Annotated in this window: 10 protein-coding genes; 6 read left to right on the top strand and 4 right to left on the bottom strand. The window is 62.1% G+C overall.

What is annotated here, in order from left to right; translation table 11 throughout:
* The first annotated feature begins 74 nt into the window (after positions 1–74).
* Both IB244_RS04830 and IB244_RS04825 read left to right on the top strand, forming a co-directional pair.
* Positions 75–2,006: an autotransporter assembly complex protein TamA gene (locus IB244_RS04830; protein WP_192303260.1), complete on the top strand. Its 1,932-nt coding sequence runs from the start codon at positions 75–77 to the stop codon at positions 2,004–2,006.
* A 68-nt stretch (positions 2,007–2,074) separates the two neighbouring features.
* Entirely contained in the window at positions 2,075–8,185 is a 6,111-nt protein-coding gene (locus tag IB244_RS04825) for a translocation/assembly module TamB domain-containing protein (RefSeq protein WP_192303301.1), read from the top strand.
* On the opposite strand, the gene IB244_RS04820 is transcribed toward IB244_RS04825, so the two are convergent.
* Complete coding sequence (locus IB244_RS04820; protein ID WP_018855717.1) at positions 8,182–8,610, bottom strand: Lrp/AsnC family transcriptional regulator; 429 nt, start codon at positions 8,608–8,610, stop codon at positions 8,182–8,184. The two genes, IB244_RS04825 and IB244_RS04820, sit on opposite strands and share 4 nt — an antisense overlap.
* Positions 8,611–8,740: 130 nt before the next feature.
* Between IB244_RS04820 and rocF the strand changes: the two genes are divergently transcribed.
* The 4 genes from rocF (at position 8,741) to IB244_RS04800 (ending at position 12,397) form a co-directional block, all read left to right on the top strand.
* Complete coding sequence (gene rocF, locus IB244_RS04815) at positions 8,741–9,676, top strand: arginase (RefSeq protein WP_026371586.1); 936 nt, start codon at positions 8,741–8,743, stop codon at positions 9,674–9,676.
* A gap of 12 nt (positions 9,677–9,688) precedes the next feature.
* Positions 9,689–10,888 carry an ornithine--oxo-acid transaminase gene (gene rocD, locus IB244_RS04810; protein WP_018855719.1) on the top strand — a complete coding sequence of 400 codons (1,200 nt, stop codon included), beginning with the start codon at positions 9,689–9,691 and terminating at the stop codon, positions 10,886–10,888.
* 99 nt (positions 10,889–10,987) lie between these two features.
* Positions 10,988–11,746: a glycerophosphodiester phosphodiesterase gene (locus IB244_RS04805; RefSeq protein WP_113471991.1), complete on the top strand. Its 759-nt coding sequence runs from the start codon at positions 10,988–10,990 to the stop codon at positions 11,744–11,746.
* 174 nt (positions 11,747–11,920) lie between these two features.
* A complete protein-coding gene (locus tag IB244_RS04800; protein ID WP_007796914.1) occupies positions 11,921–12,397 on the top strand; it encodes a chemotaxis protein CheW in 477 nt (158 codons plus the stop codon).
* 139 nt (positions 12,398–12,536) lie between these two features.
* On the opposite strand, the gene IB244_RS04795 is transcribed toward IB244_RS04800, so the two are convergent.
* The 3 genes from IB244_RS04795 to fdhF are packed head-to-tail and all read right to left on the bottom strand — an operon-like array spanning position 12,537 to position 16,475.
* Positions 12,537–12,779 carry a formate dehydrogenase subunit delta gene (locus IB244_RS04795; RefSeq protein WP_018855721.1) on the bottom strand — a complete coding sequence of 81 codons (243 nt, stop codon included), beginning with the start codon at positions 12,777–12,779 and terminating at the stop codon, positions 12,537–12,539.
* Positions 12,769–13,536: a formate dehydrogenase accessory sulfurtransferase FdhD gene (fdhD, locus tag IB244_RS04790; RefSeq protein WP_409564048.1), complete on the bottom strand. Its 768-nt coding sequence runs from the start codon at positions 13,534–13,536 to the stop codon at positions 12,769–12,771. The genes IB244_RS04795 and fdhD overlap by 11 nt, the downstream gene beginning before the upstream one ends.
* A gap of 59 nt (positions 13,537–13,595) precedes the next feature.
* A complete protein-coding gene (fdhF, locus tag IB244_RS04785; protein ID WP_192303258.1) occupies positions 13,596–16,475 on the bottom strand; it encodes a formate dehydrogenase subunit alpha in 2,880 nt (959 codons plus the stop codon).
* Positions 16,476–16,478: the final 3 nt, after the last annotated feature.

The following is a 16,478-nucleotide window of genomic DNA, read 5'->3' as shown; positions in this document are numbered from 1 at the left end:
GAGGAATTTTGCCGCTAAGGTTGCCGCCGGCCGGGGGGCGCGAAGCTTAATTCTAGTGTAACCAAAAGCGGTGGATGCAGATTAGAGGGACGGCACCGAAACCGGGTATAGCGTATCGGCGCGTAGGCACCATGTTGGTGGTCGCGGCTGCATTTGCGTTTTCGCCGGCTCTCGTCTCAGAGGCTTTCGCCTTCAAGCTTTTCGGCATCACGTTGTGGGGCAAGGACGACGAATCGGCCAGCGACCAGGTGCCCGATCCGGTGCGCTACGATGTGACACTGACGACCGACGCGAGCGATCCCGATCTCAAGGAAGCATTGGAAAACAGTTCCCGTCTGGTCGGCGACAAGGATCGGCCCGTCTCGGGCGATCTGGGCGTCGTCGTCAAGGCCAGAGACGACCGCGAACGCCTGCTTGCCGCCCTCTTTGAAAAGGCCCGCTACGGCGGCATCGTAACGATCAGGGTTGATGGTCGAAACATCGATGACCTGCCGCCCAATCCCACCTTCAATCGCTCGCGCCCAGTACCGGTGACAATCAGCGTTGCCGCAGGTCCCGTCTTCAAGGTCCGTGAGGTGCAGTTCGGCGGCGATGCTGCACGACGCAATCCAGCCGACTACGATCTTGCTCCGGGTGAGACAGCCGGTTCGCTGACGATCATCAAGGCTGGCGACAAAATCGTCGAGCAGCTGAAAAGCGAAGGCCGGCCGCTGGCGAAGTTGACGACCCGCAAGGTCATAGCCGACCACAGGACGAGCACGGCTGACATTGTCCTCGCCGCCGAGGGTGGCCCGGTCGCCCCAATTGGCGATGTCGGCGTCACGGGCGAAAAGGCCGTTCGACCGGGCTTCATCCAGCGCTATTCGCGGCTGAACAAGGGTGAACAATATTCGCCGGAGGCGCTGCGAAAGGCAGGCGAACGACTGCGCGCATTGGGCGTCTTCTCGAGCGTCACCATCCACGAGGCTGACGAACTGGCGCCAGACGGCACTTTGCCGATGACGATCGAGGTGTCGGAGGGCAAGCGGCGCTATCTCGGCATCGGCGCCCAGTATTCGACAACGGACGGCTTCGGCATCAACGGCTATTGGGGTCATCGCAATCTCTTCGGCGAGGCGGAGGCGCTGCGCATCGAAGGGTCTGTGGGCCGCTTGGGCGAAACGACCAACATCGGCGATCTCGACTATTCAGCCGGTATTACCTTCACCAAACCCGGCGCGTTTGTACCGGCCGCGACCTTGCGGGCCAGCGTCCTTGCCAAAACCGAAAACCCCGACGCCTATACTGCAAAACTCGTCACCGCCTCCCTCGGTCTTTCCTACGAGCTGTCGGACCTGGATACGATAACCGGCGCCGGCGAGGTGAGCTGGGAACGCGATGACGATGCCTTTGGCAACAACAGCTACCTGACCTTCTCGCTGCCTTTCCAGTATGACCGCGATGCGCGCGACAACAAGTTCGATCCGACCGAGGGCTATCGGGGGATGCTCAAGGCAACGCCAAGCTACGAGACCTACAACGGGACCTTCTTCTCGAGCTTCGAGGGCTTGATCACCGGATATCATGCGCTGGGAGCGGAGGACCGCATCGTTCTTGCCGGCAAGCTTGCCGCAGGTTTCCTTGTCGGGGCAGACGATCTCCAGAACATTCCTGCTACACGCCGATTCTTTGCTGGCGGTGGCGGCTCGGTTCGCGGCTTCAGTTACCAGGAGATCTCGCCCCGCAACGCCGACAATGAAGAGACCGGTGGCGCATCCTATGTCACTGCGTCGTTCGAGACCCGGATAAAGGTTACCGATACGATCGGGATAGTGCCCTTCATCGATGTCGGGACGGTTTCAGCAGACATTGCGCCCGATTTTTCCGACATTCGGGCCGGTGCAGGCATCGGCGTTCGCTATGCGACGCCATTTGGTCCACTGCGGCTTGATTTTGCAGTACCGCTCAACAAGTACGAGGGTGGCACGGATTTCGGCATCTACGCTGGCATCGGTCAGTCATTCTAAACCCGCTCGCGGCTCGTGGCGCCTCGCGCGCCTTGAGCCGCCATAGAAACGGAGTAATGTCCGCGGCCATGCAGACACTGGCGAAAATCTTGAACTGGATCGTGCGACTGCTGGCCTATTCGGCTGGTGTCGTGCTGGTCCTTCTTGCCATCGCCATCGGTGTTTTCGGCTTCACGTCCTTTGGCGCGCGCATCGTCACCGACAGGGTCGCCTCGAGCCTTTCGAATCGGGATATGACCATCAAGGTTCAGGATCCCGGCGGGCTGCTGACTGGCGGGCTGCGCGCCAGCCAAATCGTGCTCTCCGACACCAGGGGCGTCTTCGCTCGGGTCGACAGGCTGGCGATTAACTGGAATCCCTTGGCGCTCCTAACCGGCCGGTTCCATGCCACAAGCGTCGAAGCCGCGGCAATCCACATCCTCAGACAACCGGTGCGCACACTTCCGTCCCGTCCGGCTGCAGAGGGTCAAAGCGACAGCGGCTTCTCGTTGCCGATCAAGCTCGACATAGACAAGATCGCCCTGCCGGAGATCAACCTCGCCGAACCGCTGATCGGGCGGGCCTTCACACTTGCCGCGGACGGCAGCCTGCGTGCCGACAATGAAGGCGGCAATGCCTCGATCAATGTCCGCCGTCACGATGTTCCGGATGCCAAGCTGATCGCCGATGTCGCCTTCATGCCGGATCGCAACCAGTTGCGGGTGAAGGCAAAACTGACGGAACCAAAGGGCGGGTTGCTCGCAGGTGTCCTGGCGCTGCCCGGCAACCCGGCGGTGGAAATCAGCCTGACCGGAGATGGACCGATCTCGGATTGGCGAGGCCAGCTGCAGGCAGCACTCGACGGACAGCAACGCGCCTCGATCGAAGCGCACCACACGCTGACGCCGGAAAGCCTTCACCACCTCGACCTCAAGGGTGGTGGCGACCTCAGCTCGCTGCTGCCAGCGGCCTTCCGTCCGCTCTTTGCCGGGCAGACGAACATCGACGTCGCCGCGAACTTCGACAACAGGGGAAAGATCGACATCCAGACCGGCAATCTGGCAACCGGCGCGATGGTCATCGCCGCATCGGGCACGCTGGATCCACGAGGCAAGAACAGCCTGAACGCCAATCTCTTGGGAACATCGGGACCCGTCGATTTCCGCTGGCCGCTGACCGAAGGCGAAGCGCGGTTTCTAATTTCCGGCATCAATCTTTCCCTGACCGGCGACGCCAAGGCCTCCCGCCTCAACGCCAGCGCCTCCCTCGATTCCGCCATGTTGCCCCAGGCGACGATTGGCAACGTGAAGCTGACGGCAAAGAGCGACAATTTCAATCTCGCCGGTCGCACCGGAAGCGTTCAGATTACGCTCGCCGCCGGTGATACGTCCTTCGTCAATCCCGACATCAACCGGGCAATTCAAGGCCCCGTTACCATCACCCTGCCATTGCAGATTTCGCCGGATGCGCTCGGCTTCAACGGCGCCACGATCGAAAGCGCTTCGGCAACAGCAGCCCTCAACGGTTCCTACAAATTGAGCGCCAGCGCGTTGACCGGCAATGCCAAGCTGACCATCCAGCCAGCCGCGCTGCCGCCTGCGGTCGCGACGCGTTTCAACGCACCAATCGTGATCGAGGGCCAGGTCGCGGGAACCGTTCCTTCGAAATTCAACGTCTCGAACCTCTCCATCAAGTCGAGCTCCCTCGAGGCGACCGGCGCAGTCGTGCTCGACGAAGATAGGCTCGATGCCAACCTCTCGGGTCGTATTCCGGATATGCAGCCGCTGCTGGCAGGCGCAGCGGGCGAATTGAACTACCAGCTAAGCGCAAAAGGCAATGTTTCGGCTCTCGCAATAGCGGCCAATATCAAAGGGCCATCACTGGTAATGGCCGGCCGGCAGGTCAAAGACCTCGACATCAACGTTTCCGGAACGGCGGACCCGAAGGCGCCGCAAGCAGACATCACCGCCAAGGGCACGATCGACAACCAGCCGATCAACGTCAGCACCGCTGTTCAGGCCGTGGACGGAAACATCCGGCTGCCGTCGATCGCCGCCGACGTCGGCAACAATCGCCTGACCGGCCACGTCGAACTGTCGCCGGCGTTTGCGCCGACCGGACAGGCGACGTTCGACTTCCCGGATATCAGCCTTCTCGCGGCACTTGCCGGACAGAAGGCAGAAGGCGACCTGAAGGGATCGGTCGATATCGCCAACGACAACGGCAGGATCGCCCTCAAGGTCGTAGCATCTGGCAGCGGCCTGAAACGTGACACCTTTGCCATCGTCAGGCCAGACATCAACGTCGCGGTCACCGACCTCAAAGCATTTGCCGCGACTGGCACGATCAAAGCGGAGGAACTTGCTTCCGGTCCTAACAAGGCTGAAAGCCTGGAGCTGAGTTTCACGCAGCAACAGAACCGGACGAACTTCGATCTCGGCGCCAGCTATGATGCCAATCCGTTGGTCGCATCGGGGAATGTCGAGGTGAACGCCGGCACGACGCTGCTTCGCCTCGACCGTTTCTCGGCGAAACCGCGCAACATTCCGGTGGAGCTTGCGTCGCCGTCGGAAGTGTCGATCAGTGGCGGCACCGTGACGCTTGATGCGATGGAACTGAAGACCGGCGATGGCTCGGTCCACCTGAGCGGTACCGTCGGCGAGACTCTTGATATCAAGGCGGACATCCGGAATTTGCCCGCAAGCCTTGCCAACAGTTTCGTGCCGAAGCTCGATGCCGCAGGCACAATTTCGGGGAAGGTCGTCGTGACCGGCACACCGGCAGCGCCGATTGCCAACTTTGACCTGAATTGGAAGGATGCCGCCACCAGCCAGACAAAGGGCGCCGGCCTGTCGCCGCTGGCGATCGGTGCAAACGGGACCTTTGCCGACAACACACTCAATTTTCAAACGAACCTCAGCGGCAAGGGCGGCGTATCGTTGAAGGCCGCTGGCAATGTCGTGACCGGTGGCCCGAACGCGCAGTCGCTGAAGGTGGATGCTGATATCGTCAACATCCCGGCCGGATTGGCGAATGCATTTGTTCCGGATCTTGCCGCCGAAGGTTCGATCTCGGGCAACGTCACGGCGGCCGGGAAGCTGCCCGACCCGGCGCTCGATTTCAAACTGAACTGGAAGAATGCCGCGACGAGCCAGACCAGAAGCGCCAAGCTCTCGTCGCTTGGGCTGACGGCGAGCGGCAACCTCAAGGACAATATTCTCAGCTTCAACACCTACGCACGCGGTAGCGGCAACATGTCGCTAAAGGCGACCGGCACCTACACCGTGGCAGGCGCCGACGCTCAGACGCTGAAGCTCGATGGGCAGCTCGCCAACATTCCGGCTGCCCTGGCCAACGGCTTCGTGCCGAATCTTGCCGCGGAAGGCATGATATCAGGCACGATATCGGCCTCCGGCAAGTTGCCGAAACCGACAGCAACCTTCGACCTTTCCTGGAAGGACGCGGCCACCAGCCACACCAGGGCAGCCCGCCTCTTTGGCATCAACTTGACGGCGACGGGCAATTTCGCGGATGAAAAATTGACCGTCCAGAGCGACCTTAGGGCGGACGGCGGGGTGGCGTTGAACGCCTCCGGCAACGTCTCCCTGGCGGGAACGAAAATCCAGGACCTGACGGCCAACGCCACGATACGCAATCTTCCCGCAAGCCTGGCAAACGCGTTCGTCCCGAACCTCGGCGCCAGTGGTACGATATCAGGCACCGCGTCCGCTTCCGGGACGCTGCAACAGCCGACGGCAAACTTCGACGTCAGCTGGAAGGACCTCGCAACCACTCAGACGAGGGAAGCACGCCTTTCCGCCCTCGCACTTGGCGCCAAGGGAACCTTCGCCAACAACACGCTCGATTTCGAGACGAATCTCGACGGCGATGGCGGCTCCGCCCTCACGGCGAAAGGAAAGGTTACTGTCGAAGGTACGGCCGTGAAGAGCCTGCAGGCGGATGCCACGCTTCGCAACCTTCCTGCCGCGCTGGCAAACAACTTCATGCCTGATCTCGGTGCCGAAGGAACAATCTCGGGAACGGCAACCGCGTCCGGATCGCTACCGATGCCGGCCGTCGATTTCAAGCTCGATTGGAACAACGCCGGGACTCGTCAGACCAGGGCTGCCGGCCTTTCTGGCCTTCGGCTGAACGCGACCGGCAACGTCGCCGACAACAGGCTCTCCTTTGATGCAACGCTGAACAGCACTCGCACCACCCTGCTGAAGGCAAGGGGTACGGCAATCCTCCAAGGCGCCGGAGTCGCGGGCCTCTCGGTCGATGCCGATATCGTGGATCTGCCCGCGAGCCTCGCTAATGGCTTCGTCCCGAACCTGGGGGCGGAAGGAACCATCTCGGGCACGGCAAGGACGTCGGGAACAGCGACCAACCCAATCATCGATTTCAGGCTGGACTGGAGGAATGTCGCAACCACGCAGACGAGGGCATCCGGTATCCGGCCGCTTTCGGCGAATGCAAGCGGAAGGCTTGCGGACGGCAGGGTCGACTTCACGACGAACCTAAGCGGCAGCGGCGTGTCGATGAGAGCTGGCGGCAACTTTGTCATCACTGGACCGAATGCCCCGTCGCTGACGGCCAATGCCGACATCTCCAATCTTCCCGCCGGGCTTGCCAACGCTTTCGTTCCGGGGCTTGCCGCCGAAGGCAATGTTTCGGGCACCGTCAGGGCATCGGGCCGACTGCCCGTGCCCGCTGTGGAATTCAACCTTGACTGGAGGGGCGCCGCCACCAGCCAGACCAGAAGCGCCGGGCTTTCGCCGCTCAGCATAACTGCGAACGGAAGACTGCAAGACAACCGGCTGACGATCGACACCAATGTGACGGGCGAGAGCGGGCTGTCCCTGCGGGGCGGTGGCAACGTTGGCATTACAGGCAATCGCGCGCTGGACCTGCGCTTTTCCGGCAACCTGCCGTTCGCCGTGCTCGGTGCGCAGCTTGCCGCCCAGGGGTTCGTTGCCGATGGCAGGGCCAATTTTGATCTGCAGATTGGCGGCACCGCGGCCGCGCCGTTGATCAACGGCACGGTTGCGACCAGTGGCGCAAGGATCGTCGATGTCCGTCGCAACCTTGCGATCAACAATCTGGCGGCAGACATCCGGTTCACCGGAAACCAAGCCGTGATCTCGCGCCTGACTGGCCAGCTTGCCAGCGGTGGCAGCATCTCAGCATCCGGCAGCATCGGAATCCAACCTGCCTCCAACTTCCCTGCGAACATCGACGTCAGGCTCGACAGAGCGGTCTACGTCGATGGAACGCTCGTGGTGGCGACCGTCGACGGCACGATCGGTTTGCGCGGTCCGCTGCTCGCAAATCCCACCCTGAACGGCAGGCTGCATCTGGAAAGAGCCTCGATCACCGTCCCCGAGAGGCTGCCGACCTCGCTGCGCGAAATCGACGTCAAGCACGTCAACGCCCCCAAGGGGGTTCTTGCCCAGTTGCGCGACGAGTCGCAGCAGGGTGCCCGCGCGAAATCCAACTCCTTCAATCTCGATCTTCAGCTGGACGCTCCCTCGCAGATCTTCGTGCGTGGTCGCGGTATCGATGCCGAACTGGGCGGTAGCGTCACGATCAGGGGAACGGCGGCGGAGCCCGTCGTTTCCGGCGGCTTCACCATGCGGCGCGGTCGCCTGACGATTCTCAACCGACGCCTCGATTTCACCAATAGAAGCCGTATCACCTTTGCCGGTGACCTCACCCCCGCCCTTGAGCTGGAGGCAAGCTCCACTTCCGGTTCCACGACGCTGACGGTCGATGTCAGCGGGCTCGCAACCGATCCCTCGATCACCTTCTCGTCGTCTCCGGCCCTCCCGCAAGACGAAGTTCTGGCGCAACTGATCTTCGGTCAATCAATGTCGAGGCTGTCGCCGGTTCAGATCGCTCAGCTTGCCGATGCCGTCGCCCAGTTGGCCGGCGGGCGCTCCGGATCGCTGTTCCAGGGCCTGCGCAATCAGCTTGGCGTCGACGATTTCGACATCAGCACCGATGCCAAAGGCCGCACCACCGTCAGCGTTGGCCGCTACCTGAATGACCGGACTTATTTCGAATTGCAGCAGACCACCGGCAAGGGCGGCGCGAAGGCAATCATCAATTTCGATGTCGGCCGTGGCGTGAAGTTGCGCGCCGGCGCGGGTGGCGACGGCGAAGGGGAAGCCGGCGTCGTTTACGAACACGAATACTAGAAACCGGTCTTGCTGGTTTTCAGCAGGATGTTGGTTTCCGTCGTATTGATGCCATTGATGAGCCGGATGCGGCGAAGCGTTTCGTCGAAGGAGACGAGGTCGCGGTCCTCAAGTTCGGCAATGAAGTCCCATTTCCCGTTGGTGCTGTGCAGGGCACGCACCTGCGGCAATCCACGGAGCTGATCGGCGACCTTGTCCGCAAGCTTGCCGAGTACTTCGATCATGACGATCGCGCGCACTCCGGCCGCGCGGGTTTCATGGCCGGTGCGAACGGTGAACGCCGTGATTGTGCCGTTGGCAACCAGCCGGTCGATGCGCGCCGCGACCGTCGCACGCGATGCACCGGTCATTGCCGCCAGCGAAGAAACCGGCGTGCGCGCATTGTGTCGCAAGGCGCTGAGAAGTTCTTGGTCGAGATCGTCCATGGCTGCCACTTTGTCAAAATGCACTTATCAAACTGGTCAATCATAGCGCATTATCGGCACTTTTTCATCTATTTGTCGCCGCGCCGATATCTCAATATGCTTTCGGAAAACACGAGCTAAAGAGGGACGCATGCAGCCACAAGCAAGATCGGTCACGCTCATTGGAGCACCACTGGAAGAGGGTTCGGGGCGCAGGGGCGCCGCGATGGGTCCAGCTGCCCTTCGCATCGCGGGCGTCGACCAGACACTGATCGATCTTGGCCATGATGTGGTCGATGCCGGGGATGTTCATGTCGTTCCGGCGCGCGATCTGCCGAACCATCCGAAGGCCCACAACCTGCGTGTCGTCGGCGCATTTACCCGGGCGCTCGAAGCCGGTGTCTATGACGCGGCCGCGGCCGGACGCTTTCCGCTGATCCTTGGCGGCGACCACAGCCTGTCGATGGGCACGGTATCAGGCATGGCGCGCTACGCCGCCCAGCAGGGCCGGCCGCTCTTCGTCCTCTGGCTCGACGCCCATTCCGATTTCAACACCCCGGCGACCTCGCCCTCCGGCAATATCCATGGCATGCCGGTCGCCTATTTCTGCGGCCAGGCCGAACTTGCCGAGATCCTGCCGAAGGACCGCCCCTTCGTTGATCCGCGAAATGTCTTTCAGGTCGGCATCCGGTCGGTCGATGCGTCTGAACGGGAGCTCATCAAGGAGCATGGCGTCAACGTCTTCGACATGCGTTGGCTCGACGAACAGGGCGTTGCCGCGGCGATCCGCCAGATCCTTGGCGTCGTGTCCGATGCCAACGGCCTGCTGCATGTAAGCCTCGATGTCGACTTCCTCGATCCGGAAATCGCGCCCGGCGTCGGCACGACGGTGCCCGGTGGCGCGACGTTCCGTGAAGCGCATCTCATCATGGAGATGCTCTGCGACAGCTGCCTCGTCTCCTCGCTCGACCTCGTGGAGCTGAACCCCTTCCTGGACGACCGTGGCAAGAGCGCCCGGATCCTAGTGGAACTGACGGCAAGCCTCTTCGGCCGCCGCATTTTCGACCGTCCGACCCGCGCCGCCTGAGGAGAACCGACCATGAGCAACTCGAAGAACCTGATCGACACCGAACAGCGCCTCGGCGCCCACAACTACAAGCCGCTCGATGTCGTGTTGACCCGGGGCGAAGGCGTCTATGTCTGGGATACCGACGGCAAGCGGTATCTCGACTGCCTGTCGGCCTATTCGGCGGTGAACCAGGGCCATTGCCACCCCAAGATTCTGGCGGCGATGGTCGAGCAGGCCGGCAAGCTGACGCTGACCTCCCGCGCCTTCCGCAATGACCAGCTCGCCCATCTCTACGAGGAACTCGCGGCGCTGACCGGCTCGCACAAGATCCTGCCGATGAACTCGGGCGCCGAAGCCGTTGAAACCGCCATCAAGGCCGTGCGCAAATGGGGCTACGAGGTGAAGGGCGTGCCTGAGGGCAAGGCCGAGATCATCGTCTGCGCCGACAATTTCCATGGCCGGACCCTGAGCATCATCAGTTTCTCCACGGACCCGGACGCCCGCACCGGCTTCGGTCCCTACACGCCCGGCTTCCGCACGATCCCCTTCGGCGACGCCGACGCGTTTGCCGCCGCCATCAACGAAAACACGGTTGCGGCGCTGATCGAGCCGATTCAGGGCGAAGCAGGCGTCATCATCCCGCCAACCGGCTATTTCAAGCGCGTGCGGGAACTCTGCACTCAACACAAGGTGACCTTGATCCTCGACGAGATCCAGACCGGCCTCGGCCGTACTGGTAAGCTTTTGGCGGAAGAGCATGAGGGGATCGAGGCCGACGTGACGCTGATCGGCAAGGCGCTCTCCGGCGGCTTCTATCCGGTCTCGGCGGTCCTTTCCAATTCCGAAGTGCTGGGTGTCCTGAAGCCGGGGCAGCACGGCTCGACCTTCGGCGGCAACCCGCTTGCCTGCGCCGTGGCGCGCGCGGCACTCAAGGTCCTGACCGAGGAAGGCATGATCGAGAACGCCGCCAAGATGGGCGACTATTTCCAGGAAGGGCTGCGCTCCATCCGCTCCAACATCGTCAAGGACGTGCGCGGCCGCGGACTGATGATGGCGGTCGAACTCGTGCCTGAAGCCGGTGGCGCCCGCCAGTATTGCTACACCCTCAAGGACCGCGGCCTGCTCGCCAAGGACACGCACGAGAACACGATCCGCCTCGCCCCGCCGCTGGTGATCACCAAGAGCCAGGTCGACTGGGCGGTCGAGCAGATCGAAAAGACGCTGGCCTAGTGCTCATCTAGATCGCTGCGAAACAACGACTGGTGTAGCGGCCGTTTGAAACCTATGGTGAGCCCGATCGAGTTGGTCGAGCTCTCTATAGGGGAATGTATGGCCATTGGCTTATGGAAGCGCTCACCGGACCGTCGCCCGCTCGCGATCGCCCATCGCGGGGGCGCAGCACTGGCTGCAGAAAACAGCATCTCTGCCTTCAAGACCGCGGCGGCTGCCGGAGTTGATGCCATAGAGACTGATGTCCGGTTAACGCGGGATGGCGTTCCTGTTTGCGTCCACGATCCGGATCTCTCTCGGCTCTGCGGCGACCCACGAGCCGTGTCGGACCTCGATCTGGCGACATTGCGCAGCCTGCTACCAAGCATAGTGACACTTGGCGATGCCTTGGGCGCGTCTGACCCTTTGGGTATTCTGTTGGACATCAAGCTGAGCCACGAGGGGCAGATTGCGCAAATCATCTCCGACGTTGCGCAGTGCGATGCAATGCGACGCGCGCTCATTGGACTACGCAGTATTGCACTGATCGACACCACCCGCCGTTTGTCGAAAGACGTCGCGATCCTAGCCTTTCTCGAGGATCCTGCGTGCGCTGATGCGGCGCGCGCAGCTGGAGCCGACTGGTTCAGGTTGTGGCAAGGGTGGGCCACTCCAGCTGTGTCTGACGCCGTTCGTGAGGCGGGGATGCGCGTCGCTGTCATGGTTGGGCAGCCTCGTTCGATCGCACTGCCGGAATACCCACCCTTTCCGGTGGGCCAGGTCGACCAGTACGGCCTCGAGCGCATCCTTGCCATCAAACCGGACGCCATCCTGCTTGACGATCCACGAATGATGACGCGGCCTACCGTTTCCACCTGACCAAAAATCAGCGGCCCCAATTTAGATTTGGGCAATACTCTTCGATTAAGGTCCGGAGTAACCGTATCGATACTCATCCACGGGACGAGCGCGCACGGTTTGAAGGCAAGTCGATCCGCGCCAATGGTGGCGCGGTTGCTTCTGCCCTGGCTTTTGGCGGTTGGGACAATACTTATGGCTACAATCAATTCCACGAATTTCAGCGGCGATACGCTCGAGATCATTGCCTTCAGACTTCACGATCAGGAATTCTGCGTAAAAACCACGACGATCCGCGAAATCCGCGGCTGGGCCCCGTCGACACCGATCCCGCACGCGCCAGCCGATGTCATCGGCGTAATGAACCTGCGCGGCTCGGTGATCCCGATCATAGACCTCGCCTTCAAGCTCGGCATGAAGAGCACGGTCGCCAACGAGCGCAGCGCCATCGTCGTGGCCGAAGTCCACAACATGGTCATCGGCATGCTGGTCGACCGCGTCTCGGACATCCTCACGATCTCCTCCAGCCAGGTACAGCCGGTTCCTGAAGTCACCGCTTCCTTCGATCGCGCCTTCTGCGAGGGTATCATCGCCTCGGAGAACGGCATGATCTGCTTCTTGAACCTCGCCAAGATGTTCAAGGAAAGCGAGACGGACGATCTCGCCGCCTGATACCGGCTCCTTGTCCAGATAAAAGCCGCCTTGAGGGCGGCTTTTTGTTGATAGTGTGCTGGCAGGAAACTGTGGCGGCAGACTGGCCGGACTCGGACGCTGGCGTCGATACCCAGCGCCGTCTCCACCATTCGAGATCCTAGTTGGCACTGGCCGCCGGCTCAGGCTGTTTGATCAAGGGGGCGGCCTGGACAACGAGCGGACTGAGGCCATTGCCCTCCCGCTCCATGATCTCGAACAACTGCCGCCGCATGCGCGGTTCCCAGAACTTGTTGATATGCGTCGCCACGCCCTGCGCGGCTTCGCTCTCCGGCTGGGTCTTGAAGAAGGTCGCGATCTGGTTGGCCATATAGACGAGCTTGGACTGCGTATCATGCGACATCGGATATGCTTCCCGGATGAATGCGGTGCGGATGCGTGAAAATCTCGAAGTCCTCGCCTCGCACCAGGGCGACGAGGGTCATGCCGGCCTCCTCGGCGGTACGAATTGCAAGAGCAGTCGGTGCGGAAATGGCAACGAGGACGGAGGCGCCGAGGATTGCCGCCTTCTGCACCATCTCGACGGACAGGCGGCTGGTAACGGCGACAATGCCTTCCGCGCCGGATTGCCGTTGCCTAGTGATCGCGCCACACAGCTTGTCGAGCGCATTGTGCCGGCCCACATCCTCGCGCACCGCCAGCAGTCCCTTGCCCGGCACATAGAAGCCGGCGCCGTGCACGGCGCGCGTCTCGCGATGCAGCGGCTGCGCACCGTTCAGCAGCGAGATGGCCTGAACGATATCGCGATGAGTGACTTGAAGCGACACATCGGCGACGTCAGGAACCTTGCGAACGGCCTGTTCGATCGACTCGATGCCGCAGAGCCCGCAGCCGACCGGTCCGGCCATGCTGCGTCGGCGGGCTGTCAACGCGGCGGCGACCTCGTCAACGAGAGAGATCTGGACGTCAATGCCCTTCTTGCCATTGACAATCTCAATTGCAGCGATCTGCCCGATGTCGGAGATGATCCCTTCCGTCAGGCTGAAGCCGATGGCGAAATCCTCGAGATTGCCGGGCGTTCCCATCATCACCGCATGCGTGCTGCCACCATAGGAAAAGGCGATCGGCACCTCCTCCGGAACGATCCGCTCGCCGGGCATGACGACGCCGCCGCTGCGGGCGGCGCGCTTCACGGCAAGGCGGGTCGGGCGGTCGCTCATCACTCGGCAGGCTCCAGTTTGCCAACGATGCGACGGCTTTGGCGTGCCTGCTCGTCATAGTCGCGCTGCCAATCGGTCGGGCCGTTGGAAGGCGAGACCTGCACCGCCGTCACCTTGTATTCCGGGCAGTTCGTCGCCCAGTCGGAGAAGTCGGTGGTGATGACATTCGCCTGCGTGTCCGGATGGTGGAAGGTCGTGTAGACGACGCCGGGCGCGACGCGATCGGTGATCAGCGCACGCAAGGTGGTGTCGCCCGAGCGGCTCATCAGCTTCACCCAATCGCCATCGCGAATGCCGCGCTGTTCGGCATCGTGCGGATGGACCTCCAACCGGTCTTCGGAATGCCAGACGACATTTTCGGTGCGGCGCGTCTGGGCGCCGACATTGTACTGGCTGAGAATGCGCCCGGTCGTCAGCAGCAGCGGGAAGCGCGGTCCCGTCCGCTCATCGGTCGCGACATATTCCGTGCGGATGAACTTGCCCTTGCCGCGGACGAAGCCGTCGACATGCATGATTGGCGAGCCCAGTGGATGTGCCTCATTGCAGGGCCACTGCACGGAGCCCACCTTGTCAAGATAGTCGTAGGAGACCAGCGCGAAGCTTGGCGTCGTTGCGGCGATCTCGTCCATGATCTCCGAAGGATGCGTGTAGTTCCAGGGAAGGCCCATGGCCTGCGCCATCTTTTGCGTCACCTCCCAATCGGCATAGCCGTTGCGGGGACTCATGACCTTGCGAACACGGTTGATGCGGCGCTCGGCATTGGTGAAGGTACCGTCCTTCTCAAGGAAGCTGGACCCCGGCAGGAAGACATGCGCGTAGTTCGCCGTCTCGTTCAGGAAGAGGTCGTGCACGACGACGCATTCCATGGCGGCGAGGCCGGCCGCGACGTGCTTGGTATCGGGGTCGGACTGCAGGATGTCTTCACCCTGGACGTAGAGGCCCTTGAACGATCCGTCGACCGCTGCATCCAGCATATTCGGAATGCGCAGACCCGGCTCGTTGCTGATCTTGACGCCCCACAACTTCTCGAAGATGTCGCGCGTCGCGTCGTCTGAGATGTGGCGATAGCCGGGCAGCTCATGCGGGAAGGAGCCCATGTCGCAGGAGCCCTGCACGTTGTTCTGGCCACGCAGCGGGTTCACGCCAACGCCGGGGCGACCGATATTGCCGGTGACCATGGCGAGGTTGGCGATCGCCATGACAGTGGTCGAACCCTGGCTATGCTCGGTAACGCCGAGGCCATAGTAGATCGCGCCGTTGCCGCCGGTGGCGTAGAGACGCGCCGCGCCGCGCACGAAATCGGCTGGAACGCCGGTGAACCTCTCCGATGCTTCGGGGCTATGATGCGGCTCGGCGACAAAGCTTGCCCAATCCTCGAACTCTGACCAGTCGCAGCGTTCGCGAATGAAGGCTTCGTTAAACAGCCCCTCGGTCACGATGACATGCGCGAGCGATGTCAGGATCGCGACATTCGTGCCGGGCTTCAGCGGCAGATGATAGGAGGCTTCGACATGTGGCGAACGCACGATGTCGGTGCGGCGCGGGTCGATGACGATGAGCTTGGCGCCCTGCCGCAGCCGCTTCTTCAGGCGCGAGGCAAAGACCGGGTGTCCATCGGTCGGGTTGGCGCCGATGATGACGACGACATCGCTCTTCTCGACGCTGTCGAAGTCCTGTGTGCCGGCCGACGTGCCGAAGGCCTGGCCGAGACCGTAGCCTGTCGGCGAATGGCAAACGCGGGCGCAGGTGTCGACGTTGTTGTTGCGGAAGCCGGCGCGCACTAGCTTCTGCACCAGATAGGTTTCCTCATTTGTGCAGCGAGACGACGTGATGCCGCCGACCGAGTCGCGGCCATACTGATACTGGATGCGGCGGAATTCCGAGGCGACATGCGCGAAGGCCTCGTCCCAAGTCACTTCGCGCCAGGGGTCGGTGATCTTCTCGCGGATCATCGGATTGAGGATGCGGTCCTTGTGGCTGGAATAGCCGTAGGCGAAGCGGCCCTTGACGCAGGAATGGCCGCGGTTCGCCTGTCCGTCCTTCCAGGGCACCATGCGCACCAGTTCTTCGCCGCGCATCTCCGCCTTGAAGGAACAGCCGACGCCGCAATAGGCGCAGGTGGTGACAACGGAATGCTCCGGCTGGCCGATCTCGATTACCGACTTTTCGATCAGCGTCGCTGTCGGGCAGGCCTGCACGCAGGCGCCGCAGGAAACACATTCGGACGAGACGAAGTCCTCATGCATTCCGGCTGAAACACGTGAATCGAAGCCGCGGCCTTCAATGGTCAGCGCGAAGGTGCCCTGCACTTCCTCGCAAGCGCGCACGCAGCGCGAACAGACGATGCATTTGGCCGGATCGAAGGTGAAGTAAGGATTGGACTCGTCCTTCGGCGCCCATTTGAGATTGAGATCGCCGTTGTTGCGTGCCTTGACGTGATTGTCGCCATCATAGCCATAACGCACGTCGCGGAGACCGACGGCGCCCGCCATGTCCTGAAGCTCGCAATCGCCGTTGGCCGCACAGGTCAGACAGTCGAGCGGATGGTCGGAGATGTAGAGCTCCATCACGCCCTTGCGGACATCCTTCAGCCGGTTCGTCTGCGTCGAAACAACCATATCAGGTGCAACCGGCGTCGTGCAGGACGCAGGGAGACCCGCCCGCCCCTCAATCTCGACCAGGCAGAGCCGACAGGAGCCGAAGGCATCCATCATGTCGGTGGCGCAGAGCTTCGGGATCTCGATGCCCGCGTCCATCGACGCGCGCATGACGGATGTTCCCTCCGGCACCGTCACCTGGTTACCATCAATGGTGAGCGTCACCATGGTTTCGGAGGTCGAGGCCGGCGTGCCGTAGTCTATTTCGTGGACGAGAGGCATGGT

Source organism: Rhizobium sp. RHZ02, assembly GCF_014851575.1.
GTDB lineage: Bacteria > Pseudomonadota > Alphaproteobacteria > Rhizobiales > Rhizobiaceae > Rhizobium > Rhizobium altiplani.
Note: the sequence above shows the minus strand (reverse complement) of the source record. Positions and strands in the feature narration are given on the sequence as shown.